This is a genomic window from Bradyrhizobium sp. Y36 (genome assembly GCF_002531575.1).
Classification (GTDB): domain Bacteria; phylum Pseudomonadota; class Alphaproteobacteria; order Rhizobiales; family Xanthobacteraceae; genus Bradyrhizobium.
Genome location: NZ_NWTI01000019.1, coordinates 98,387 through 122,216 on the forward strand (window position 1 = coordinate 98,387; position 23,830 = coordinate 122,216).

General features: G+C 65.8%; 22 protein-coding genes. 11 read left to right on the forward strand and 11 right to left on the reverse strand.

The genetic code is table 11. The features are described 5' to 3' along the window. The first annotated feature begins 39 nt into the window (after positions 1-39). Positions 40-927 carry a DUF1259 domain-containing protein gene (locus tag CO669_RS26825; RefSeq protein WP_097662949.1) on the forward strand — a complete coding sequence of 296 codons (888 nt, stop codon included), beginning with the start codon at positions 40-42 and terminating at the stop codon, positions 925-927. An 11-nt stretch (positions 928-938) separates the two neighbouring features. Here the strand turns inward: CO669_RS26825 and CO669_RS26830 are convergent, their stop codons facing one another. After that, entirely contained in the window at positions 939-1,253 is a 315-nt protein-coding gene (locus tag CO669_RS26830) for a YjiS-like domain-containing protein (protein WP_097662950.1), read from the reverse strand. A gap of 352 nt (positions 1,254-1,605) precedes the next feature. Here CO669_RS26830 and CO669_RS26835 point away from each other — a divergent pair, with 352 nt between their 5' ends. Next, the gene (locus tag CO669_RS26835) at positions 1,606-4,014 is read left to right on the forward strand and encodes a 3-keto-alpha-glucoside-1,2-lyase-like domain-containing protein (RefSeq protein WP_097662951.1); all 2,409 of its coding nucleotides are present in this window, start codon (positions 1,606-1,608) and stop codon (positions 4,012-4,014) included. 120 nt (positions 4,015-4,134) lie between these two features. Here the strand turns inward: CO669_RS26835 and CO669_RS26840 are convergent, their stop codons facing one another. The 5 genes from CO669_RS26840 to CO669_RS26860 all read right to left on the reverse strand — a co-directional run bounded on the left by CO669_RS26840 (position 4,135) and on the right by CO669_RS26860 (position 7,028). After that, the gene (locus CO669_RS26840; protein WP_097662952.1) at positions 4,135-4,542 is read right to left on the reverse strand and encodes a GFA family protein; all 408 of its coding nucleotides are present in this window, start codon (positions 4,540-4,542) and stop codon (positions 4,135-4,137) included. A gap of 126 nt (positions 4,543-4,668) precedes the next feature. Next, complete coding sequence (gene arsC / locus CO669_RS26845; protein WP_097662953.1) at positions 4,669-5,070, reverse strand: arsenate reductase (glutaredoxin); 402 nt, start codon at positions 5,068-5,070, stop codon at positions 4,669-4,671. Between the two features lie 17 nt (positions 5,071-5,087). After that, positions 5,088-6,143, reverse strand: coding sequence for an ACR3 family arsenite efflux transporter (gene arsB, locus CO669_RS26850; RefSeq protein ID WP_097662954.1), 1,056 nt, complete (start codon positions 6,141-6,143; stop codon positions 5,088-5,090). 2 nt (positions 6,144-6,145) lie between these two features. Then, entirely contained in the window at positions 6,146-6,673 is a 528-nt protein-coding gene (locus CO669_RS26855) for an arsenate reductase ArsC (protein ID WP_097662955.1), read from the reverse strand. Further along, entirely contained in the window at positions 6,666-7,028 is a 363-nt protein-coding gene (locus CO669_RS26860) for an ArsR/SmtB family transcription factor (protein WP_097662956.1), read from the reverse strand. The genes CO669_RS26855 and CO669_RS26860 overlap by 8 nt, the downstream gene beginning before the upstream one ends. Before the next feature lie 123 nt (positions 7,029-7,151). On the opposite strand from CO669_RS26860, the gene CO669_RS26865 reads away from it, so the two are divergent. The 6 genes from CO669_RS26865 (at position 7,152) to CO669_RS26890 (ending at position 12,367) form a co-directional block, all read left to right on the forward strand. Then, positions 7,152-7,469 carry an ArsR/SmtB family transcription factor gene (locus tag CO669_RS26865; protein ID WP_097662957.1) on the forward strand — a complete coding sequence of 106 codons (318 nt, stop codon included), beginning with the start codon at positions 7,152-7,154 and terminating at the stop codon, positions 7,467-7,469. Positions 7,470-7,517: 48 nt separating this feature from the next. Then, complete coding sequence (locus tag CO669_RS26870) at positions 7,518-8,879, forward strand: NAD(P)-binding domain-containing protein (protein WP_097662958.1); 1,362 nt, start codon at positions 7,518-7,520, stop codon at positions 8,877-8,879. A 100-nt stretch (positions 8,880-8,979) separates the two neighbouring features. After that, positions 8,980-10,158 (forward strand): MFS transporter, encoded by a 1,179-nt coding sequence (locus CO669_RS26875; RefSeq protein WP_097662959.1) that lies wholly within the window; start codon positions 8,980-8,982, stop codon positions 10,156-10,158. 217 nt (positions 10,159-10,375) lie between these two features. Then, positions 10,376-10,801: a hypothetical protein gene (locus tag CO669_RS26880; RefSeq protein ID WP_097662960.1), complete on the forward strand. Its 426-nt coding sequence runs from the start codon at positions 10,376-10,378 to the stop codon at positions 10,799-10,801. Between the two features lie 101 nt (positions 10,802-10,902). After that, complete coding sequence (locus tag CO669_RS26885) at positions 10,903-11,181, forward strand: hypothetical protein (RefSeq protein ID WP_097662961.1); 279 nt, start codon at positions 10,903-10,905, stop codon at positions 11,179-11,181. 205 nt (positions 11,182-11,386) lie between these two features. Beyond that, complete coding sequence (locus CO669_RS26890; RefSeq protein ID WP_097662962.1) at positions 11,387-12,367, forward strand: phosphatase PAP2 family protein; 981 nt, start codon at positions 11,387-11,389, stop codon at positions 12,365-12,367. Between the two features lie 350 nt (positions 12,368-12,717). Here CO669_RS26890 and CO669_RS26895 read toward each other — a convergent pair whose 3' ends face one another. Genes CO669_RS26895 through CO669_RS26905 form a run of 3 tightly spaced genes read right to left on the reverse strand, consistent with a single transcriptional unit; the run spans position 12,718 to position 16,172 of the window. After that, positions 12,718-13,302, reverse strand: coding sequence for a DUF1254 domain-containing protein (locus CO669_RS26895; RefSeq protein WP_097662963.1), 585 nt, complete (start codon positions 13,300-13,302; stop codon positions 12,718-12,720). Further along, positions 13,299-13,877: a DUF1214 domain-containing protein gene (locus tag CO669_RS26900; RefSeq protein WP_097662964.1), complete on the reverse strand. Its 579-nt coding sequence runs from the start codon at positions 13,875-13,877 to the stop codon at positions 13,299-13,301. The genes CO669_RS26895 and CO669_RS26900 overlap by 4 nt, the downstream gene beginning before the upstream one ends. A gap of 9 nt (positions 13,878-13,886) precedes the next feature. After that, the gene (locus CO669_RS26905; RefSeq protein WP_097662965.1) at positions 13,887-16,172 is read right to left on the reverse strand and encodes a transglycosylase domain-containing protein; all 2,286 of its coding nucleotides are present in this window, start codon (positions 16,170-16,172) and stop codon (positions 13,887-13,889) included. A gap of 295 nt (positions 16,173-16,467) precedes the next feature. Between CO669_RS26905 and CO669_RS26910 the strand changes: the two genes are divergently transcribed. Together CO669_RS26910 and CO669_RS26915 are read left to right on the forward strand one after the other, a co-directional pair. After that, positions 16,468-16,983, forward strand: a complete 516-nt coding sequence (locus tag CO669_RS26910) for a YcgN family cysteine cluster protein (RefSeq protein ID WP_097662966.1) — start codon at positions 16,468-16,470, stop codon at positions 16,981-16,983. Positions 16,984-17,145: 162 nt separating this feature from the next. Then, on the forward strand, positions 17,146-18,729 hold the full coding sequence (locus tag CO669_RS26915) for an MDR family MFS transporter (protein ID WP_097662967.1): 1,584 nt from the start codon (positions 17,146-17,148) through the stop codon (positions 18,727-18,729). Positions 18,730-18,732: 3 nt separating this feature from the next. On the opposite strand, the gene CO669_RS26920 is transcribed toward CO669_RS26915, so the two are convergent. Together CO669_RS26920 and CO669_RS26925 are read right to left on the reverse strand one after the other, a co-directional pair. Further along, positions 18,733-21,213 (reverse strand): GAF domain-containing sensor histidine kinase, encoded by a 2,481-nt coding sequence (locus CO669_RS26920; RefSeq protein ID WP_198964282.1) that lies wholly within the window; start codon positions 21,211-21,213, stop codon positions 18,733-18,735. Positions 21,214-21,308: 95 nt separating this feature from the next. Beyond that, positions 21,309-22,958, reverse strand: a complete 1,650-nt coding sequence (locus tag CO669_RS26925; protein WP_283806823.1) for a thiamine pyrophosphate-requiring protein — start codon at positions 22,956-22,958, stop codon at positions 21,309-21,311. 203 nt (positions 22,959-23,161) lie between these two features. Here CO669_RS26925 and CO669_RS26930 point away from each other — a divergent pair, with 203 nt between their 5' ends. Further along, positions 23,162-23,800: a VOC family protein gene (locus CO669_RS26930; RefSeq protein WP_097662970.1), complete on the forward strand. Its 639-nt coding sequence runs from the start codon at positions 23,162-23,164 to the stop codon at positions 23,798-23,800. The last annotated feature ends 30 nt before the right edge of the window (positions 23,801-23,830 follow it).

The window sequence follows — 23,830 nt, forward strand, 5'->3', positions numbered from 1 at the left end:
GGCCTCGATCTCGCAAAATGAGCTCAAGGGAGCATATCCATGCGAAAGACAATCTTGGCGCTGATGGGTATCGGCGCGTGCTATTTCGCGAGCGCTCACGCGCAGGGCATCGACTGGCAGCAGGTCGATGAAACGCTGGGCCGCAAGCCTGTCGTCGCGGACGATGTCCATCGCTACGGCTTTGCCCGCACCGATCTCTCCGTGACCTTGGACGGGGTGACGATCAAGCCTGCGCTCGCGCTCGGCGGCTGGGTCGCGTTCAAGCCCGCGCATGGCGGCGCGATGGTCATGGGCGATCTCGTGCTGCTCGAGACCGAGATCAATCCCGTCATGGCCAAGATGATCGCGAGCGGTCTTGCGATCACCGCCGTGCACAATCATCTGCTAAGGGCGAGTCCGGCCACGTTCTACATGCACGTCGCCGGACACGGAGACCCCGCCAAGCTGGCCTCCGCGATCCATGACGCGCTTGCCGAAAGCAGGACGCCGCAGACGGTCGCGGCGCCGGCGACCCCGGCGCCGCCGATCGATCTCGATACGGCCAGGCTCGAAGAGATCATCGGCGTCAAAGGGCAGGCCAATGGCGGCGTCTACCAGTTCAACGTCAAGCGGCGGGACCCGATCACCGAAGACGGCATGCCGCTGACGCCAGTCGCTGCGATGGGCGTTGCGATCGCCATCAATTTCCAGCCGACCGGGGCAGGCAAGGCTGCCATCACCGGTGATTTCGTGCTGACCGGCGACGAGGTGAATCCGGTCATCGTGGCGCTGCGCACGCACGGCATCGAAGTGACGGCGCTGCACAGCCACATGCTGGATGAACAGCCGCGGCTGTTCTTCATGCATTTCTGGGCCAACGACGACGCGATCAAGCTGGCGAATGGCCTGCGTGCCGCGCTCGACAAGACGGCCAGCACGAAGAGCTGAGCAGGCCGCCGCTATCTGCGACCCTTGGCGGGCGCGCCGCCCTCGCGGGGTGAGATGCGGCGCACCTGATCGAGGTAAAATGAACCATCAACCAGCGGCGCCCAACCGGCGGACGGAAACTGTCGAGCTCTCGCAACGGTTGTTCTCGATAAGCCGACGTCCGCGAGCAACCGGTCGTCCAATTCGAGTAGCTCGTGGTATTGGCGGCGCCGCGTTATTTCGTTCAGGAGAGCGAGCGGCAATCTCCAGAACCATCTGAGATCTGGAGAAGGGCCGTAAGTTGCGCCGGCTGTATCGATTGAGGCAGTGGTGCTGTCGCAAGACATGTTTCACCTCCAAAACGGAGCGAAACAACGCTTGGCTCGAGAGCTGATCGGGCGGTTGTATGTGGCCCGAAGCCAATCGCTAACATGCTCCGCCTCGGCGCACAAGCGACCCGGCAGCGTGCGATCCGATACCGGTGATGTCTTCCGCTGAATATCGCACTGACGTGTGAACAGGCTCATACGATCGACCGCAGCTCGCTCCTATCGTTTCGGCCGCGCCACGGTGCGTTCTTAGCGTTTCTCCGTTTGCCCCGGGAATGCCCTCTGGCGCCGCCGACCCCTGTGGAACGTAAGGCGGCCTGACCGAACGTCGGGTGTGCTGCGGCATTAGCGCCTCGAAAGGAGCTTTCCCATGCTGACCTTTCTTCAACACGACCCTTCCATCCCCGTCGACATACAGGACACGGATTTCACGCGCGATCTGCTCGGCAGATACGTGTGCAGCACAATCGACGAGGCGGTGAACAACGGCGGGAGACCGTTCGACGTCGTGGTGATTGGCGCCGGGATGTTCGGCGCGTATGCGGCCAACAGGATCTATCGTAAGGGTGCCGACCAGAACCTTCGGGTGCTCCTGCTTGATGCGGGAGGCTATCTTGCCCCGACGCATGTGCAGAACATGCCGCATCTCGGCCTGAATGCGCCGGACACCGTCTTGGTGACCCGCAATGATCAGGATCGCGGTGCGCGCAACGGTGTCTGGGGCATTCCCTGGCACAGCAACGAGCCGTTCACCGGCCTCGCTTACTGCCCCGGAGGACGCTCTCTATTCTGGGGCGGCTGGGCGCCGCGGCTCATGCCGGCCGACCTCGCGACGTGGCCCAATGACGTGCGCGCCTTTCTGACGGCGACCTACCCCGACGTGGAGCGCGAGATCGGCGTGCAGGACAAGGCGGACTATCTATCGGGCCCGCTCAATACGGCGCTCAACGCGCAGTTGCAGGCGGTGGCGTCAGGCACGAGCGCGATCATGCCTGACGTGACGTTGGACGTTGTCGAAGAAGCTCCGATCGCGGTGCAGGCGAGCGCCCCGGGCCCTGGGCTCTTTTCGTTCGACAAGTTCAGCAGCGGCCCCTTGCTGCTCGAAAGTATCCGGGACGATATCGCCAGGCGCTGGACGTTGAACGATAACTCGCGGCGGCGCTTCTTCCTCGTTCCAAGGTGCCACGTGATACGGCTACGCAATAGCGGAGGCAAGGTCACCGGGATCGACCTGACCTACAATGGTCAGTTTCGATCGCTTTCTGCTCCGTTCAACCTCAGTCCCGATTGTCAGGTCGTGGTCGCCGCGGGAACGATCGAGACCACGCGATTGGCCATCGAGTCGTTTCCCGTGACGCGGGGCGCCTACAGCATGGGTGCCAATTTCATGGCGCATCTGCGCACGAATCTCACGGTGCGTGTCAAGCGCAGCGCGCTTGGGCTTGCCGCGGCCACAACGCTTGAACAGGGCGGCGCGATCGTGCGCGGCGAGATCAGAAATCCGGACGGAAGCAAACGGCGCTATCATGTCCAGGTGCTGGCATCGGCCGAGAAGGGACAGAATCCGGAAGCGACGATGTGGACGATGGTGCCCGACATCGACCTCTTGCGAAACCTGCTTTCCAACGAGGATCCCGACTGGGTGGCTATCGTCTTCCGCGGCCTGGGAGAGATGGACGGCGACAGGACGGCCGGCCCGGGCGGCACCACGAGTTTCGTCAATCTGACCAATGCATCCGACCCGCTTCAGAACGATGGCATGAGCGCGCGTGCGTGGGTCAATTTCGCGCCGACGTCGAATGACCGTGCGGCATGGGTCAAGCTCGCCGCCGCAGCCGTCGAGCTGGCCAAACGGCTCGGCAAGACCGCCGGAGACGTCGAATATTTGTACAACGGCGGTTGGCAGAGCGCACCTCCACCTGATCCGTTTGCTGTCACCAAGGACCAGCTCGGCAACACCCATCATGAAGCGGGCACGCTGTGGATGGGCGACGACTCGTCCACGTCGATTACAGACCCCACCGGAAAATTCCATCATATCTCGAACGCCTATGTTGCCGGCCCTGCCTTGTTCCCCACGGTCGGCTCCGCGAACCCGTCATTGACGGGCCTTGCGCTCGCGCGTCTGACGAGCACGGCGGTGGTTACGGCATTGACACCGGCGCTTTCGGCGCGTTCCAAATCGCTGTACGCCGGGAGCCTGGCGGACTGGCAGATGTCGGGAGCCGGAAGCTTCCTTCAGGTGTACGACATCCTCGAGTCCGTCGGGGGGCCCGGCTTGCTCTGGTACACGCGCGAGAGCTTCTCCGACTTCGTGCTCGAGCTCGAATGGCAATACGCGAACCGCACCGACAACTCCGGTGTGTTCATCCGCGTGCCCAACTTGAACAGCTCGAATCCAAACGATTGGACGGCCGCAATCGACCAGAGCTACGAGATCCAGATCGATCCGCGCGGGTACAATTCCGAAAAGGCCATGGAGAACGATCCGTTGCGCAGCACCGGCGCGATCTACAACGTCAATGCGCCGATCCGCACCGATGTTGCGAAGGGCCCCTGGCAGTGGAACACGTTCGTCATCGAGGCGGTCGGCAGCCGCATCAAGGTGACGCTGAACGATGTGGTGGTGAACGACTTCACCGATCCCAGGCCGAGGTCCCTGCGCGGTCACGTCGCGCTGCAAAACCACCACGATGGTTCGAAGGTGCAATTCCGCAACATCCGCATCAAGGCGGTGGTGCCGGGTGTCACTGAGTTGCCCGTCGCCAGGGTCGCTTAGTGTCTTCAGGCCCCACGCTGGCGGCCGCTGGGTTCGCGATCGCGACGGCGTGGGGCTGGTCGTGGCTGAAAGGCAGATATGACGGCCTTGTCTGTCCGAGCCGGTGATCATGCCCCGCCGCTACGGCTGCGGAGGATAGCGCTCGAACGTCGGCAGTTGGTGCGCGTGCTCCATCCAGCGCAGGCGCTCGGCGACCTGGATGTGCATCGTCGCGGGCACGGCATCGGGATCGTCGTAAGTCGCGCTCTGGATGTCGATGACGCCGGGCATCAGGCTGGCATTGACGTAGAACAGGCCGGTGCCGCAGTCGCCGCAAAAGTGCCGCCGGCCGTGTTCCGAGGAGTGGTACACCTTCGGCTCGCCTTTGGTCACCTTGACGGCGCCGTCTGCATACATCGTCCAGCCGACGACCGGCGCGCCGGCGTGGAGCCGGCAATCGCGGCAGTGGCACAGCGCGTGCACGATCGCCTCGCCCTCGACCTCGTAACGGATTGCGCCGCAGTGACAGCCGCCGGTGATGGTGCTCATGCGTTCCTCCCGATAGCAGGCCGGTTCGGTGGACCGATAGCGCGCGAGACCTGCGGCTTCAACGGCGCAATCGATTTGCGATTGCGTCCTACTGTCGCGTGACAGCTCCCGCCATGACGGTGGCGCCTAGCGCGCTTCGACCACCTCGCCGTCTTCCTTGACGAACCGGCCGACCGGGTTATCCAGCAGATCGATGACCGCTTCCGAGGGCCGGCACAATCGCACGCCTTTCGCCGTCACCACGATCGGGCGGTTGATCAGGATGGGATGCGCGAGCATCTGATCGATCAGCTCGTCATCGGTCCATTTGGGGTCGTCGAGGCCGATGTCGCGGAACGGCGTGCCTTTCTCGCGCAGCAGCGCGCGAGCGGATATGCCCATCGCCTTGACGAGCTCGATCAGTCTCTCGCGCGACGGCGGCGTCTTCAGATATTCGACGACGACGGGCTCGACGCCGCTCTGCCGGATCATCGCCAGCGTGTTGCGCGAGGTGCCGCAAGCCGGGTTGTGATAGATCGTGACGCTCATGACCGGGTCTCCACGCTTCACCGACGCGCCTCGACGGCCCCCGGAACCTGACTGCTGCCCGCCTCATACCACCCCCGTGTCGCCTTGACGATGCGGACGACGGACAGCATCACCGGGACTTCGACAAGGACGCCGACCACGGTCGCCAGCGCCGCGCCGGAGTCGAGGCCGAACAGGCTGATCGCGGCGGCGACCGCCAGCTCGAAGAAATTGCTGGCGCCGATCAAGGCGGCCGGCGCGGCGACGCACCAGGCCACGCCGAACCGTCGGCTCAGCCAATAGGCGAGGCCCGCATTGAAATAAACCTGCACCAGAATCGGCACCGCGAGGATGGCGATGACGAGCGGCTGCCGGACGATCTGCTCACCCTGGAAGCCGAACAGCAGCACCAAGGTCGCGAGCAGCGCCATCAGCGACAGCGGCTGCAGCGTCCGCATGACGCGCTCGAAGCCGTCGCGGCCGCTTCGCAGCAGCGCCTTGCGCCACAGCTGCGCGACGATCACGGGAACCACGATGTAGAGCAGGACCGAGAGCAGGAGCGTGCCCCAGGGCACGCTGATCGAGGCCACCCCGAGCAGCAGGCCCACCAGCGGCGCAAACAGGAACACCATGATCACGTCGTTCAGCGCGACCTGGCTCAGCGTGTAGTGCGGCTCGCCCTCGCACAGATTGGACCACACGAACACCATCGCGGTGCAGGGCGCCGCCGCCAGCAGGATCAAGCCGGCGATGTAGGACGAGATCTGGCCGGATGGCAGCCATGGTGCGAAGAGGTGGCCGATGAAGAAGGATCCCAGCAGCGCCATCGAGAACGGTTTGACGGCCCAGTTGATGAAAAGGGTCACGCCGACGCCGCGCCAATGCTGGCGCACCTCGCCCAACGCGCCGAAGTCGATCTTCAGCAGCATGGGCACGATCATCAGCCAGATCAGCGCGGCGACCGGCATATTGACCTTGGCCACCTCGGCGGCCGCCACCATGCCGAAAAAGCCGGGCATGACGTGCCCCAATGCCACGCCGACGACGATGCACAGCGCAACCCACAGAGTGAGGTATCGTTCGAAAATGCCCATGGTCACGCCACGTCGTTTCTGCCGGATGTTGCGCCGTCGGAGCGGCCGATCTCGCGCAGCCTGGTGCCGAGCGAGAGCTTGTCGATGCTCCTCAGCGGCAGGTTCACGAAGGTATCGATCCGATTTTTGAGATAGCGGAACGCGGTGACGAACGCCGCCTGCTGTTCCAGGTCCGACCCCTCTGCTGCGGCAGGATCCTCAATGCCCCAATGCGCCGTCATCGGCTGGCCCGGCCAGATCGGGCAGGCTTCGCCCGCGGCGTTGTCGCAGACGGTGAAGACGAAATCCATCACCGGCGCGTCAGGCGCGGCGAACTCCAGCCAGCTCTTCGAGCGCATGCCGTCGATCGGGTAATCCACCGCCTGCAGCGCGCGCAGCGCCAGCGGATGCACCGCGCCTTTCGGCGTGCTGCCGGCGGAAAACGCCCGAAAGCGGCCGGCGCCGTCCTTCCGCAGGATCGACTCGGCCAGGATCGACCGCGCCGAATTGCCGGTGCAAAGGAACAGCACATTGTAGATCTGGTCAGGCACGGCTTCGCTCCTTTCGTTTCGGCGAGCAGCAGGATTGCAGTGTCTCGACGACGGGATTGCAGACCTCCGGCCGTCCGCCGCAGCAGTCACGCAGCAGGAACAGCGCGACGTCGCGGAATTCGTCGAGATTGGCGCGGTAGACGATCGAGCGGCTGTGCCGTTCGGAGGAGACGAGGCGCGCCCGGCTCAGGATCGCCAGATGCGCGGAGAGGGTGTTTTGCGGCACTTCCAGCAGCCGGGCGAGGTCGCCGGCGGCAAGGCCGCCGGGCTCGTGCCTGACCAGCGTCCGGAATGCTTCCAGGCGGGTCGGTTGGGCCAGCGCGGCGAGAGCGAGGACGGCGTCTTCGGTTTCCATATATCCAGACTTATGGAAATGTTGCCGGGACGTCAATCCGAATCTGGTCCCCGTTAGGGTATAATTCGAATATTCTAGAAATATGGTTTGACAAGCCGGCGTGGATGGGCGCAGCCTGTGCGCATGAAAATCGCCGACGCAGCTCAACGTCTGGAAGCCCTGGGTAATCAAACCCGGCTCCAGATCTACCGGGCCCTGGTCCGGGCCGGACATGCGGGCATGCCCGTCGGCCGCCTGCAGGAGAAGCTGAAGATCCCGGCGTCGACGCTCTCGCATCACATCAAGACCCTGGTTGCGGTCGGGCTCGTCAGCCAGGTCAGGGAATCGACGACGCTGGTCTGCCACGCCAATTTCGATGCGATGCGGGGCCTGGTGGCCTTCCTGGCGGCGGAATGCTGCGCCGACGAAGCCGGATGCAAGGGCGCGCAAACGGCGGCGTGATTTTTTGCGGATTTATTCGATGATTCTAGAAGGATGGGAGAAGTCGGAATGAACGCCAGGACGGTCGCCAAGACGGTCGCCATCATCGGAGCCGGGCCGGTCGGCCTCGCGGCAGCAGCGCACGTGCTCGAACGCGGCATGTCTCCGATCGTGCTCGAAGCCGGACCCGAAGCCGCGCATGCGGTCCGGCAGTGGCAGCACGTCCAGTTGTTCTCGCCGTGGGAATACAATGTCGACAAGGCGGCATCGCGCCTGCTCGCGCCGACCGGGTGGAATTCGCCGGACCCTCACGCCTATCCGACCGGCGGCGAGCTGATCGAGCGCTATCTCGCGCCGCTCGCGACACGCACGCCATTGCGTGAGGCGATCCGCACGTCGAGCCGGGTCACGGCGATCAGCCGCGCCGGCTTCGACAAGGCGAAGACCAAGGGCCGGGAGCAGGCGCCGTTCGAGATCCGCTATCAGAACGGCAAGGGACCGGAGGTGTTGCGCGCCGATGCCGTGATCGACGCGTCGGGCACGTGGTTCACTCCCAATCCCGCCGGCAGCAACGGTCTGCCCGGGATCGGCGAACGTGAGCGCGCGGGCCGCATCGCCTATGGCATGCCGGACGTGCGCGGCGCCGAGCGTGCCCGCTATGCCGGCAAGACCGTTGCGGTGCTGGGTGCCGGCCATTCCGCGGTGGGTACCCTGATCGATCTCGCGCAGCTCGCGGGCGAAGTGCCCGGCACGCAGGCGATCTGGCTGTTGCGCGGCGACGACCCAGCGAAGGCGTTCGGCGGCGGCCGCAATGACAAGCTCGCCGCGCGCGGTGCGCTGGGCTCCGCCTTCGCCGCGCTCGTGGCCGCCGGCAAGATCAAGGTCGAGACCGGATTTGGCGTGACGCACCTTTCGGACTCCGAAGGCCGCCTCGGCATTTCGGCAGGCTCGCGCAGCGTGGTCGCGGATGAGCTGGTGGTCTCGACCGGCTTCCGTCCCGATCTTTCCTTCCTGTCCGAGCTGCGGCTGCGGCTCGATCCGGCGATCGAGGCTCCGGTCGCGCTCGCGCCGCTGATCGATCCCAACGAGCACAGCTGCGGCACGGTTCGCCCTCATGGTGCGCGCGAGCTTACGCATGACGAGCCGGGCTTCTATCTCGCCGGCATGAAGTCCTACGGCCGTGCGCCGACCTTCCTGATGATGACCGGATACGAGCAGGTCCGCTCCATCGCGGCCGACATCGCCGGCGACAAGACGGCCGCGGCAAGGGTCGAACTCGTGCTGCCGGAGACCGGCGTCTGCACCCGCGGCGGCGTCGAGGCGGCGGATGCCGGATGCTGCGGCGGTCCGGCGAAGCAAGAACCATCCGCCTGCTGTGCCGCCGATGAGACCGCCAAGACGGCAGGTCGCGCGGGGTGCGGCTGCTCATGACGCCGATCGCCGCTGCTGCTTTGGTGGATTGGGCGAACGAGGTCTCACCGGACGGGAGGGGAGCATTCGAAGCCTAAGTGGTCGAGCGCTGATTGCGGTGATGTGCGTCGGTCAGGTCGGCAATCTGCTGCCGCATGTGACGCTGTCGGCGAACCTCGCGCAGCATCTGATGCCGGCGTGGGGACTCTCGGCGGCCGAAGGCGGGCTGATGGCGAGCGGCTATGCGTTCGGCTACATGCTCGCGGTGCCCGTGCTGACGACCTTGACCGACCGCATCGATGCGCGCCTCGTCCTGCTCTGGGGCTCGATCTTGAGCGGACTTGCCACCGCAGCGTTCGGCGTCTTCGCAGAAGGATTCTGGTCGGGGACCGCAATCTGGTCCATTGCGGGACTGGGATTTGCCGGCGCCTACATGCCTGGCCTGAAGGCGCTGACGGACCGCCTTCCCCCCGGCGACACCTCGCGGGCGGTGACGCTGTACACGTCGAGCTTCTCGGTCGGTGTCGGCGTCTCGTTCCTGGTGGCGCAACTGGTCGCCGACCACTGGGGTTGGCGCGCCGCCTTCCTCGTCACCGGCTTCGGCCCGATCGCGATGGTCGCCGCATGCCTTCTGATGCGGGAGCAGCGGCCCGCGCCGAAGGCCGGCCGTCTCCTCAACTTCGCGCCCGTCTTCGCCAATCGCGAGGCGCTCGGCTACATCCTCGGTTACGGTGCGCATTGCTTCGAGCTCTACGGCATTCGCACCTGGCTGGTCGGGTTCTGGACCTTCGTCGTCGCGCATCAGGGCGGGCCGTCCTGGATGACGCCCGTGCTGATGAGCTTCTGCTTTGCGGTGATCTCGATGCCCGCCAGCATCCTCGGCAATGAGGCCGCTCTGAAGTTCGGACGGCATCGCGCGATCACGGTGGTGATGATCGCCTCGGCTTGCGTCGCGCTGGTGATCGGCCTCAACGCGACGGCGCCGGCATGGGTGCTGGCGCTGATGCTGATGATCTACGGCCTGACGGTGCCGGCTGATTCCGGCGCGTTGACCGCAGGCATGTCGGCTGCGGCGGTCTCCGAGCATCGCGGCGCGACGCTCGCCCTGCACTCGACGGTCGGCTTCGGCCTGTCGGCTGCCGGTGCGTGGGGAACCGGCGTTGCGCTGGATATCGCCGGCGGACCGCAGAGTGCGCGCGGCTGGCTGCTGGTGTTCATCGTGCTCGCGGCCGGAATTGCGCTGGGGCCGTTGGCGCTGCTGTGGGCGCGGCGGGAACAGTCCGGCGAGCCCCGAGCGTAAGCCCGCCTGCTTCGGCACGGAATATCCGCGCCTGAATTGTCGGGCGCGGGCCTTTCGACTTTTGCTGGTGCCGCTCTGCCATCCCGGCGCTCCGGCGTCGCCGATGAATCTGCAACCCCGGTTGTCCACACCCACGACCCGCAGTATCGAATGACGCGCCGGGCCTACCAGCGATCGACAATTTGCCAACGCTGTTCGCCCCCGCTTTGATGACGGCATGAGCACCAAATCACGCGAGGTCATCTGGAGCGGCCGAATTCTCGGTGCGGAAATTTCGGCCAAGCATGCGCGCGAGGAGGCGAAGAAGGCGGTCCGCGAGGCTGACCGCGCCGAAGCCGAAGCCTGGTCGGTCCGCATGGAAGGCTACGGCGGACCCTCGCAGCCGTCACCGACGATCGCCCAATGCCTCAACGGCGGCATGGGCTGGCTCGAGGTCGAGTGCAACAGGTGCAAGACGCGCGCGAGCCTGCCGCTCGATGCGATCCGCCGGCCGCGCGATACGCCGATCTGGAAGCTCGAGGCCTCGCTGAAGTGCCGGTCATGCCGAAAGGGACGGTCCGCGCCGCCCGTCCACATGATCAAGCTGACGGCGAAGCGCAGCATCACGCCCTACAAATGGGTGCATCCGACCGAGGAGCGTTAGGACCGCGCGGCGATGACGAGGACGGACGGGCTCTCGCGTCGGTTTGAACCATCCGCCGCGCGCTGCCGACCAAGAGCGGTGCTCGCGATCGGGCGGAGATCATGTTCGACGTTCTGGTGAACCTCCTCGTTGCTCTGTCGTTCGGCTTTCCCGCCGTGCCGTGGCTTTTTGGCGCGCGATGGGGCGTGAGAGGCGTTTGGCTCAGCACCGGATCTGCCGTCGTCATCCTGCTCTGTCTCTTTCCCGCCCTGTTTGGGGCCGGGTGCGGTGACTGCGGGCAGGGCGCGATCGCCATCTTCGTGCTGGTGCCGATCTGGATCGCTGCGGCATTGCTGACGGTCGCTTCGGCGGCGTTCGCCCACTTCAGGTTCGCGCGCTGACGTCCGCCAGACGCCGGGCGGCGATGCTGCGCATGAGACGCAGCGACACGTGATCTTTCCCTGAGATTTCCTTCAATTGGATTCAAGTCGAGCAAGCCAATTCAATCGCCCTTAACGTGTGACCACGTAAGTCCGGGTTGTTACAACCGATTGCTACACGTCACAAAAACAACCTTCGCGAAAGCGGCGATGCGGGTGGATCGCAATGGCAGAAGCTGACGACCGACGCGAGAGCTGGCGGCTCCATCAGGCCAGCTGGATGCCGCTGGCGGCCATGGGCGCGCTGCTCGCGGGAGCTCTCGCAATATCGCGCTTCTCCGTGGCCATCGAAGTCGAGCTCGTGACGAGCTTGGTCGTGACGGCCTGTCTCGTCATCTCCAGCCGCTACCTGATCTCGCGGGCTTGGGGAGCGCGATCGGCCTTCATCCTCCTCTCCATTGCGCAGCTGACGGTCGTTGGATTGTTCGGGGCTCCGCTGACCTACATCGCGGCTTCGGCCAATCTTCCCTTGCAGGACGCGAACCTCGCCCATCTCGATCATCTCCTCGGGCTCGACTGGCCCGCCTATTACAATTTCTTCGTCGCCCGGCCGTGGCTGCTGCAATACGCCGTGTTTTTCTACGCGATGATCCTGTCGCCGACGCTCACTGTTCCCATCGTGCTCGGATTGACCGGGAACTACGTCCGGCTGCAGCGCTTCGTTCTGGCCTGCACCTTGACCGTGTGCGTGACCGCACTCGTGTCGGCGCTGGTGCCCGCCATCGGCACCTATCAGCAATACGGATTGCCCGCCGACACCGAAGACTTCAAGGCGATGGGCTATCTCATCCAGCTCGAACGCCTGCCGCTCGCCCGCGACGGCTCGTTGCGCGTTCTGCAGCTCTCCCAGATTTCCGGAATCGTCACGTTCCCCAGTTTCCACGCCGCCGCGGCAATCCTGGCGCTGTGGGGATTTTGGGCCGTCTGGTGGCTGCGCCCGGCAGCATTGATCCTCAACGGCGGCATGCTGATCGCAACTCCCTTGATCGGCGGGCACTATTTCGTCGATGTGCTTGCGGGCGTGGCCCTTGCCGCGCTTGCCATCTGCGCGACGGAAGGACGTGCGCGCGGTAAATTCGCGACCCGGGGTGAGAATGCTTCGTCGGCCGGGGCCTATCCCGTTCCCGCGAAATCGGAAGTCCTGTAGAGCGCCGCGTGCGGCAGCATTCGGAACGTCCGCCGGTTGCCCGTGCCTGACGCTAGCTCAGAGCGCGGGGGAGGTCTGCTTCCTGAAGGCGAGCCGGACAACGCGATGTGAGCGGGCCGAGGCAGCTTTTGGACCCGAAGCGGACCTCCAATGAGTCGCAGCCGAGATCATTCGCACAAGGCCGCGTCAGGGTCTTTGTCGGCAACGCGCGGGGGCTCATGTAGGGCGATTTCCCAGCTTTCAAATGGCGGATCGACCACATACGTCGCCGCGACCGGATGCCGAGCCGACTTTGCCTCGCCGTGCGCGCTTCGCGCTTTTCGTCGTGAGTGCTGCCGAGCCGGCCGCGCTCACCGCCGGCCGCGCGGGGCCTCGGCCTTGGCCGGCTGTTCGGTCTGCGGGCCGCAGCTCGCGGCTGCAAGTGTCGCCTGCGCCTGCGGCATCAGGCCGGGCTCGGCGGCGAGCGCCTTCATCACGATCAGGCCGGTGGCGCTGGGCGAGTCGATGATCAGGCGGTCGGCCGCGGTGACCTCTTCGTCCTCGGGCAGCTCGTTGTGCTGCGCCTCCGTCATCAGGTCGAGCTCGATCACCTTGCGGCCTGCCGAGCGATCGTTGATGGCGTAATAGGCGATCTCGTTGCGGGTGTAGAACGACACCGAGGTATAGGCCTGGCTCACCGGCACCGTCAGCTTGATCGGTCCGCTGGTGAGGTCGTAGCGGCAGATCGCCAGCGCAAAGGCCGGGTCCATGAACGGCATCGGCGACGTCTGGGGATCGGCGAGGGGAAGCTGGGTGACGCCGTTCACCTTCGTCATCGGCGTCAGCCGCGAATAGGCGTCCTGCGTCGCGATCCGCGGCAGGGCCAGCACGCTGACGAGATGGACCACGAGGCCCAGCACGATCCCGGCAACGATGGTGAACGCCAGGCGGATCATGAGCAGCCCACCGTCGAAATGGAGGGCATCGGCGCATCGCGCTGGGTGCGCGTGGCGACCCCGACCGGGGTGTCGTAGAGGCGCAGCATCAGGGCGTAACGCTCGATGCCGCCGGTCGGCAGCCAGTTGCCGGCGCGCGAGCGCGAGGCGATGCGGATCTCGAACGAGCCGTCGGACTGGCGCACGATCTCCTGGCTGGTGAAGCCGTAGCGGGCAAGCGAGTTGGCGACGAGATGGCCCTTGCGGTCGTACAGCGTCAGCGTCCAGAACCGCGCCGGCGGCGTCACGCCGGAGACGATCACGTCGCAGCGGCCGTCGAGCGCCTTCTTCTTGTCGTCGGCGGTCGCGGTGAAGGCGACGCCGTCGCCGGTGCCGATCGGCAGCTCGCCGTTGCGCACGATGGTGGCGCGCGAATAGGGATCGACGTCGGCGGTGCCGGTGCGCGGCCGCGCGGTCCAGGCGCCGATGGTCAGCGCGCCGATCTCGGTGCCGCGCGTCGTCGTCATCCAGGTCGCGCCGACGCCAACCACGCCTGCGAGAAGGAGCGCCGTCAATGTGATCAGGATCAGCCGCACGGGTTTCGATCAGTTCTTGCGCGGGGCGGATGCGTTCGCATTCTCTTCCGCATAGTTCTGCGGGAAGGCGAGCGCGCTCGTCGACGAGGGCTTGGCCGACTTGCCGTCGTTGTCAGCCGATTTGTTCGCGGTCTTGGCGGCGTCGTCGAGCAGCTTCTCGACGCGCACCAGGATGTCGGCGCCGCGCTTGGTCAGGACCGGCGGCGGACCCGGCTTGGTCTCCAGCACCTTCGGCGCCGCGTTGGCCTGCGCGTTGGTCATGTGCTGCGGCGGCAGCTTCTGACCCATGCCGACGCCGGGGATCTCGCGGACCTCGACGCCCTGATGCGCCGCGACCATGATGTCGTGCCAGGTCTGCGCCGGCAGCGAGCCGCCGGTCATGCGGTTGGTCGGCGAATAGTCGTCGTTGCCGTACCACACCGCGCAGCTGAAATTGCCGGTGTAGCCGACGAACCAGGCGTCGCGATACGCATTGGTGGTGCCGGTCTTGCCCGCGGTCGGGATGCCGTCGAGGGCGGCGCGGCGCGCGGTGCCTTCGCTGACGACGTGGCTCATCATGCCCGCCATGTCGGCGGCGATGTTCGGCGGGATGGCCTGCTTCGGCTTCGGGCCGTCGCGGTCCCAGCGCCAGACGAGGTCGCCCGCGCCGGTGCGCACCTCGAGCACGGAGTGCGGCGTCACGGACTTGCCGCGGTTGGGGAAGGTCACGTAGGCCACGGCGTGCTCGAGCACGGTGACCTCGTCCGAGCCGATCGGCATCGACGGCGTGTCGGGCAGCGGCGCCTTCAGGCCGAAGCGGCGCGCGACCTCGACGATCTTGGCGCGGCCGACCTTGGCCGGGTTCTGCGCCTTGGGCTCGTTCCTCTGGCCGATCGCGATCGACAGCTTGACGGGCACGACGTTGATCGAGCGCGTGATCGCCTGCGTCAGCGTCACCGAACCGGAATAGGAATGGCCATAGTTCTGCGGACACCAATTGCCGATGCAGACCGGGCCGTCGACCACGATCGAGTTCGGGGTGAAGCCGTTCAGCAGCGCGGTGGTGTAGACATAAGGCTTGAACGACGAACCCGGCTGGCGATAGGCGTCGGTGGCGCGGTTGAACTGGCTGGCGCCGTAGTCGCGTCCGCCGACCATGGCGCGGATGCCGCCGTCGAGATCGGACACCACGGTCGCCGCCTGCGTTGCGTGATAATCGCGGCCGAACTGGCGCAGCTGGTTCTCCACCGCGTCTTCGGCCGCCTTCTGCACGTTGGTGTCGATGGCAAGCCGCACCACGAAGACGCGCTCGGTGTACGACTTCGGGAAGGTGTCGACCAGCTTGCGCATCTCGTCGAAGGCGTAGTCGAGATAGTAGTTCGGCGAGGCCTCGTCGCGGCGGTCGACGGCGAAGGCGGGGTTGCGGCGGGCGCCGAACACCTGGCCCTCGGTCATGAAGCCGGCATCGACGAGGTTGTCGAGCACGACGTTGGCGCGGGCGCGGGCGGCGGGCAGGTTGATGTGGGGGGCGTATTTGGTCGGCGCCTTGAACAGGCCGGCCAGCATCGCAGCTTCCGCCAGCGTCACGTCGCGCGCGGACTTGTTGAAGTAGAAATGCGCAGCTCCATCCACGCCGAAGGTGCCGCCGCCCATGTAAGCGCGGTCCAGGTACAGCTTGAGGATCTCGTTCTTGGTCAGGCGCCATTCCAGCCAGACCGCGAGGAAGGCCTCGTTGACCTTGCGCTCGATGGTGCGCTCGTTGCTCAGAAACAGGTTCTTGGCGAGCTGCTGGGTGATCGAGGAGCCGCCCTGGCGGACGCCGCCGGCCTGCGCGTTGGTGACGAGCGCGCGCGCGGTGCCGGCGATGTCGATGCCGAAATGCTCGTAGAAGCGGCGGTCTTCGGTCGCCAGCGTCGCCTTGATCAGGACATCAGGAAAATCTTCAAGCGGGATCGAGTCGTTGTGCTTGATGCCGCGGCTGCCGATCGGATTGCCGTAGCGATCGAGGAAGGTCACCGCGAGATCGGACTTCTTCAGCCAGTCCTCGTCCGCGGTCTCGCGGAAGGCGGGGATGGCGAGCGTCAGCATCACGACCAGGCCGCCGAGGCCGAGGGTTGCGGCTTCCGACAGCGGCTCGATGAACACCCAGCGCTTCCAGCGCCCGACATAGAACCGGTCCATGAAGGTCGAGTAGCGCTCGTAGAGCTCGCGGATGCCCTTGGCCGAGGAGAACAGCGAGGAGTCGATGCGCGCGTCGAGGTCCAGAAAGAAATTCCGGATGCGGCTCTTCCAGTTGGATGGTGTATTCTGGACCACCTAGAACCCTTGAGGCTCGCTTCGACAGCATTCAAGCACCCGGCCGGGGCGGCACCGAAACGTCTTGCGGGAATGTTGCGGCAAACCCAAGGCGCCCGGTTCGCATCCGAGGGGGGACTTCGTGTTCCTTCTAGCCGAGCGGGGTCCATAAACCAATGGTCACGCTCGCGATTTTGAACAACAGGCCTAATTGACCCCGGTTCATTACGGGCCTCGAAAAGCGCCTGCTTGCGGCATCCCGGCGCGACCGCCTAGATGGCGTCGCCGTCACTCTTTCGAACCCTTGTTGAGGCGCATGACCGCAGCTCCCAAACGACCTTCCGCGCAGGAAGAATTCTTCTGGAAAACCAAGACGTTGGAAGAAATGTCGGCGGGCGAATGGGAAAGCCTGTGCGACGGCTGCGGGCGCTGCTGCCTGAACAAGCTCGAGGACGAGGATACCGGACAGATCTATTTCACCCATGTCGGCTGCAAATTGCTCGATGGGATGAGCTGTGCCTGCAAGGACTATCCGAATCGATCCGACAAGGTTCCGGATTGCGTCCGCCTGACGCCGGCCAATGTCCGCACCCTGAACTGGCTGCCGCCGAGCTGCGGCTACAAGCTCGTCGCGGAGGGGCGGGACCTCTATTGGTGGCATCCGCTGGTGTCGGGTGATCCCAACACCGTGCACGAAGCCGGCGTCTCCGTGCGCGGCCGGGTCGAGGGCAGCGAGGACGAGATCCCGGACGCTGAGCTCGAGGACCACATCGTGCAATGGCCGGCACAGCTGCCGAAACGGGCCCGCCTGAAGCGACGTCCGAAGGTCTGAGCCGCCGTCAGGCCCTGGCGACGATCACGCGTTCGGGATGGCCCGGGGGCGGGATGCACCCATGCGCCGCGGTGCCTGCCCGGGACAAGCTTTGCTGTCTACATTGGGCTGCATAGAACGAATCCTTTGCGGCGTTGCGCCGCCACACGGCTTTCGATCGAGATGAACAAGTTCGACCGGCAGAGCAATTCTGCCGACATCCAAACTTTGCCCGACGACATCGCCGAAGAGCTGTCCCGGCTTCCGAGCGAGGTCATCAGCGTCGATGATGCCCCGTCCATCACGCCGCCGGCGCCGCTGACCTCCGACGAGGTCCGCACCATCGTGATCAGCCTGATGCTGACGATGTTCCTGGCGGCGCTCGACCAGACCATCGTGGCGACCGCGCTGCCCACCATCGGGCGCCAGTTCCAGGACGTCTCCAATCTCTCCTGGGTCATCACCGCCTATCTGCTCGCCTCGACCGCGGTCGCGCCGGTGTTCGGCACCTTGAGCGACATCTACGGCCGCCGCGCCATGATCATCATCTCGCTCAGCCTGTTCGTCGCAGGCTCGGTGCTGTGCGCGATCGCGCCGAACATGCCGATGCTGATTTTGGCGCGCGGCCTCCAGGGCCTTGGCGGCGGCGGCATCATGCCTGTCGTGCAGACCGTGATCTCCGACGTCGTCTCCCCGCGCGAGCGCGGCCAGTACCAGGCCTATTTTTCCAGCGTCTGGATGGTCGGCGGCATCCTTGGCCCCGTCATCGGCGGCGTGTTCGCCGAGCATCTGCACTGGTCGATGATCTTCTGGATCAACCTGCCGCTCGCGGCCGCCGCCATCGTGATGCTGCTGCCGAAGATGAAGAAGATCCCGGTGTTCCACCGCAAGCGCAAGGTCGACTGGCTCGGCGGCGTGCTGCTGATGGCCTCCGCCGTCGTCTTCATGCTGGTGCTGACCTGGGGCGGCACGCGCTATCCCTGGCTGTCGCCGACCGTGCTGGCGATGGTGGGCGGTGCCGTCGCGCTCGCGGTCAGCTTCGTGTGGCATGCAAGGCGGGCCGACGAGCCGTTCCTGCCGTTGAAGCTGCTGACCGGATCCGTGGCGCCGTTCGCGCTGACCGCCGGCGGCTGCGGGCTCGGCGCGATCACCGGCCTCACCGTGCAGCTGCCGCTCTATTACGAGTCGGTCTACCATTTGAGCGCGAGCGAGGCCGGTCTTGCGCTGATCCCGCTCGCGGCGGTCTCGACCGTCGGCGCGGCCGTCGCCGGCCGCACCATGGCCCGGGCAAAACACTACAAGCGCGTCGCCATCATCGGCACGTCCTGGGCCGCGCTGTGCGGCCTCGGCCTCACGCTCACCACCTTGCCGCTCTGGGGACTGCTCATGCTGATGGCGGCGTTCGCGCTCGGGCTCGGCACCACGTTCCCGGTCTGCGTGGTCTCGCTGCAGAACTCGGTCGCGCGCCCGCAAGTGGGCACCATCACCGGCGCGATGAACTTCTTTCGCTCGCTGATGTCCTCGTTCACGGTCGCCGCCTTCGCCGCGATCCTGCTCATCGCTCTCGGCATCGACGTTCCGCTCGCCGGCGAGCACCACGCCGCAGGCAGCGTCGCCATTCCCGCCGACGACATGCGGCACGCCTTCCGCTACGTGTTCGGCGCCGCCACCGCGCTGATGACCACGGCCGCGCTGTGCCTGATCGCGATGGAGGAGCGGCCGCTGGCCGGGCCGTCTGCCGCCCCGCAGGTGGAGATGGCGGAGTAGGGCTCAGCCCGCACCATCCGGGAAGCTGCTCTTGCGCGGCAGCAGAATGGTGAATTCGGTGAACTCGCCCGGCCTGGTTACGACGTCGATCGTGCCGCCATGCTGCTTCACCACGATGTCGTGACTCATCGACAGTCCGAGCCCTGTGCCTTCGCCGGCCGGCTTGGTGGTGAAGAACGGATTGAACATCTTCTCCTTCACCTCGTCCGGGATGCCCGTGCCGTTGTCGCGGATGCGGATCTCGACGTGATCGCCGCGGTCGCGGGTCGCGGCGGTCACGACCGGCGCGTAGCCGGCAGCCGCGTTGTCCGCCTTGCGCCTGGTAACGGCATAGAAGCCGTTTCCGATCAGGTTCAGCAGCACCCGCGTGATCTCCTGCGGAAACAATTCGGCAGAGCCTGCCGCCGGATCGAAGTTGCGCTCGAGCGTCACGTCGAACTGCGGCGTCTCGGCCCGCGCGCCGTGATAGGCGAGGTTGAGGCTTTCCTCGACCACTGCGTTGACGTCGCTCAGCCGATGCTCGCCGCCGCCCTCGCGCGAATGCAACAGCATGTTCTTGACGATGGAATCGGCGCGCCGTCCGTGCTGCACGACCTTGTCGAGATTGTCCTTCAGAAGTCCCGTAAGCTCGTCGACCTCGCTGCGGATATCCTCCGCAAGGGCGGCGGGCGCGAGCACCTCGTTCAGCTCGTCGGTCAATTCGGCCGAGAGCGAGGCAAAATTGTTGACGAAGTTGAGCGGGTTCTTGATCTCGTGCGCGATGCCGGCGGTGAGCTGGCCGAGGGACGCGAGCTTTTCGGTCTGGACCAGCCGGTCCTGTGCTGCGCGCAGATCGTCGAGCGATTTCGCAAGCTCCCGCGTGCGGTCCTGCACCTCGTTGAACAGGCGCGTGTTCTCGATCGCGATCACGGCCTGGTCGGCGAAGGTCTTGAGCAGGTTGATCGCCTTGTCCGGGAATTGGCCGGCTTGGGGTCGCGTCACCGCGATGGTGCCGATCGCGATGCCGTCGCGGAGCATCGGCACCACCAGGATGCTGCGATAGCCTCGGGTGCGCGCCAGCTCCTTCATGGCCTCGGTCAGGTCAGGCTCGTTCTGCATGTCGCTGCGGAAGGCATGTTCTCCGCTTCGAGCGACCCGGCTGTGAATGCCCGGCGACGACAGCTGCGTGGGGAAGGAGCTGAGCAGATCGGCATTGCCGGCTTCATTGTCGGTGGTGAAGGCGGCCAGATGCAGCATGCCGTCCTTGAGGCGGGTGACGGTGGACGAATGTCCGCCGATCAGCGTCTTGGCGCTGTCGGAAATGGCCTGGAACACCGGCGTGACGTCGGCGGGCGAGGCCGCGATCACCTTGAGGATGTCGGCGGTCGCGGTCTGGCGCTCCAGCGCCTCCCGCGTCGCATTGAACAGGCTGACGTTCTTGATCGCGATCACCGCCTGGTCGGCAAAAGTCTGCAGCAGCCGGACGTGATGGTCGGCGAAGGCGCCGGTCGCGCGGCGCGTCGCGATGATGAGGCCGATCGCCTCGCCCTCGCTCATCAGCGGCGCGAACAGCATGCTGCGATAGCCGCGGGCGCGCGCGATGTCGCGCGCGGCCGGTTCCAGCTCGGTGTCCGGCAATTGCGCCGCGGCACCCCTGGCCACGAGCGGATAGGGCGGAAAGCGCGCGAACGGGACCGGGAACGAGGCCTGCAGCACGCGATCGCCGGACGGATCGGTCGGCGTGAAGGCCGCAAGATGGGCCGCGCCGTCGACGTAGCGCAGCACCGCCGTGGAGAAGCCGCCGATCAGCCGGTTGGCGTTGGCCGCGATGGCGTCGAACACCGGCTGCACGTCGGACGGCGAGGCCGCCATCACTTTCAGGATGTCGGCGGTCGCGGTCTGGCGTTCCAGCGTCTCTTTCGTCTCGTTGAACAGGCGCGCATTCTCGATCGCGATCACGGCCTGGTCGGCGAAGGTCTGCAGCAGCTGCACGAGATCGGCCGCGAACGCGCCTGGCTCGGCGCGCGTGACGCTGATCATGCCGACCGGCGTGCCGCGGTTCATCAGCGGCATGAACAGCACGCTGCGGAAGCCGCGCAGCCGCGCCAGCTCGCGGTTCAGCTCGGGGACGTCAGCGGCCTCGCTGTCGGGAAACTGGATCGTCTCGCCCCCGCGCACCAGCGCAAAGGTCGGAAACTCCGAGATCTTGCGCGGGAACGACACCTTCAGCCCTTCGTCGGCCTCCGGGCTGGTCGGCGTGTAGGCGACGAGATGCAGCTCGTCGCCGATGAACTGGAGCACGGTGGCGGAGAAGCCGCCGAGCAGGCGCTTGGAGCTCGACGCGATCGCCGAGAACACCGGCCGGGCATCGGAGGGCGAGGCCGCGATGGTGCGCAGGATCTCGGCGCTGGCGCTTTGGCGGTCCCGCGCAATTGCGAGCTCGCTGCGCAGCCGCGCATTCTCGGCTGCGAGTTCGTCGGCGATCGTCTTCGGAGGGTTGGTCATTCGCAATCCGGCTTGATGCCACGACAGGCGCAGCACCAGGCCGGATTATCACATCCCCTGCGGCCGGAGCCAGCGCCCGCGGCGTCCCGGCTGCCTCACGTTCCCGGCCGCGATACCTCGGTCTCCTTGCTGGTGATGAACTCCAGCAGCACCGGAATGCCTTCCCTTGTCTTCTGGATGCCGCGCCTGATCGCGGGGATGATGTCTTCCGGCCTTTCCACCCGTTCGCCATAACCGCCGAAGGCGCGCGCCATCGCGGCGTAGTCGCCGGAGATGTCGGTGGAACGATATTTCTCGGTCGAGATCGGCATCACCTTCAATTCGATCGCCATCGAGAAATTGTTGAGCAGGATCGACATGATCGGAATCCGCTCGCGTACCGCGGTCTCGAAATCCATGCCGGTGAAACCGATCGCCGCATCGCCCCAGACGTTGATGCAGAGCTTGTCGGGCTTGGCGAGCTTGGCGCCCATCGCAAGGCCCAGGCCGTAGCCGAGCTGCGTGGTCTTGCCCCAGCCGAGATAGGTGAGGGGTTGCGTCGACTTCCAGAACGGCGAGAGCTGGTCGCGCGGGCTGCCGGCATCATGCGTGATGATGGTGTTGTCGATGTCGACCGTGTGCTGCAGATCCCACAGCACGCGATAGGGGCTCAAGGGCGCATCGTTGCTGGTGAGCTTCGGCATCCACTTCGCCAGCCATTCCTTGTGCGAGGCCGCGATCTCGGCCGCCACGGCGGAGGCATCGCGATCGGTAGTGACGGTCTTGCCGATCTCCTCCAGCAGCGCGTCGAGCACGAGGCCGGCATCGCCGACCAGACCAATTTTCGCCTCCACGTCCTTGTTGAGGTGGTTGGGATCGAGCGTGGAGTGGATGATGGTCTTGCCCTTCGGCATGGCGATGCCGAAGTTCGTTTCCGTAAACGAGCAGCCGATGCCGAAGATGACGTCGGCTTCGGCCAGGAATTTCGGCACCGCGCGCGGCACCGCAAGGCCGCCGGAGCCGAGCGAGAGCGGATGGGTTTCCGGAAACGCGGATTTGCCCCCTAAGCTGGTGGTGATGGGGATCGCCAGCCGCTCGGCGAGCCGCTTCAGTTGCGGCCAGGCCTGCGCGTAATGCACGCCCTGGCCGGCATAGATCACCGGCCGCTTGGCGTTGACGAGCAGATCGGCCGCTTGCTTCACGTGAACAGGGTCGGCGCCGTAGCGCGTGCGCAGCACCGGCGTGTAGTTGAGCGGCTCCGGCACTTCCTCGTTCCACATGTCGGAAGGAATTTCCACGATGACCGGCCCGCCGCGGCCGTTCTTCAGCTTGGTGAAGGCGCGGCGGAAGATGTTGGCGACCTCAGTGGCGAGAATGATGGGCTCGGACGATTTCGCAAACGGCTTCATCGCCTCGCTGGAATTGAAGTTCGGCTCGATATGCGCAAGCCTCCGCTGATAGCCCATCGGCAGCACCAGCACGGGCACGGATTCGCCGAAGCACTGCGCGACGCCGCCCATCGCGTTCTCCGCGCCGGGCCCATGCTGCATGCAGAACGCGCCGATCGAGCGTCCCGACGTCACCCGCGAGATCGCATCCGCCATGTGGATGCCGACGCGCTCCTGCCGCACCATCACGGGGCGGATCTCGGCCTTGGCGGCGTGCTCGATCAGATGGTTGACGGGATAGCCGCAGAGGATCTCGATCCCCTCGCGCCGCATGATTTCCGCAATGGCGGTGCCGAGCTTCATGGCGTCTCTCTCCACTCTCAGGGCGTGGCCGGTTGATCCGGCTCGCTCGAGAGAGGATCAGGAATCGACCGGACCGTAAAGCGAGGCGCGGCGCGGATGCGTCGGGTCTGCCATGCAGGAGGGCGTCCTCAAGATCGCGCCGTCCCCCGGCCGTAGGCAATGACGTTGCATGCCGGGGAGGATGACCGCATGATGAAGCAACGTTCGCGGAATCCCGGATGCTGAAGCTCGATCATATCACGGTCATCGCTCCGAGCCTCGCCGAAGGCGTCCGCCACGTCCGAGACTGTCTCGATCTCGATGTCCCGTTCGGGCAGCGCCATGCCTATATGGGCACCCACAATCATCTGCTTCAGCTCGGCGGCACCGTCTATCTCGAAATCGTGGCGCTCGATCCGGAGGCCGCAGCGCCGGGCCGTCCACGCTGGTTCGGCCTCGACGACCAGCACAAGATCAGGTCCGACTGGGACGAGGGCCGCCGCCTGCGGGGCTGGGTCGCGCGAACCGACTTGATCGACGCGATCATCGCCCGCCACGGCGATCTCTTCGGCGCGAAGGTTCCGCTTCCCACGACCGATCCGTCGTTCGACTTCGCCATTCCCAGCGACGGGTCGCTCCCGCTCGACGGCGCCGCTCCCTCGATCATCGACCGGCGTGGCAAGCCCCGCTCGATGGCTGCGATCGCCGACCTCGGCGCGCGGCTGCAATCCGTCACGCTCGAGCATCCGGAACCCGCTGCGCTGGAGCCGCTGTATCGTGCGTTGGCGATCGATCGGCCGCCCGACATCGTGCAGGGGACGAGGTTGCGCTATCGCGCCCGGATCGAAACACCGAGCGGAGCAAGAGAGCTCACCTGAGCGCCGCCGGCCGCCGGCGGCGCCCTGCGC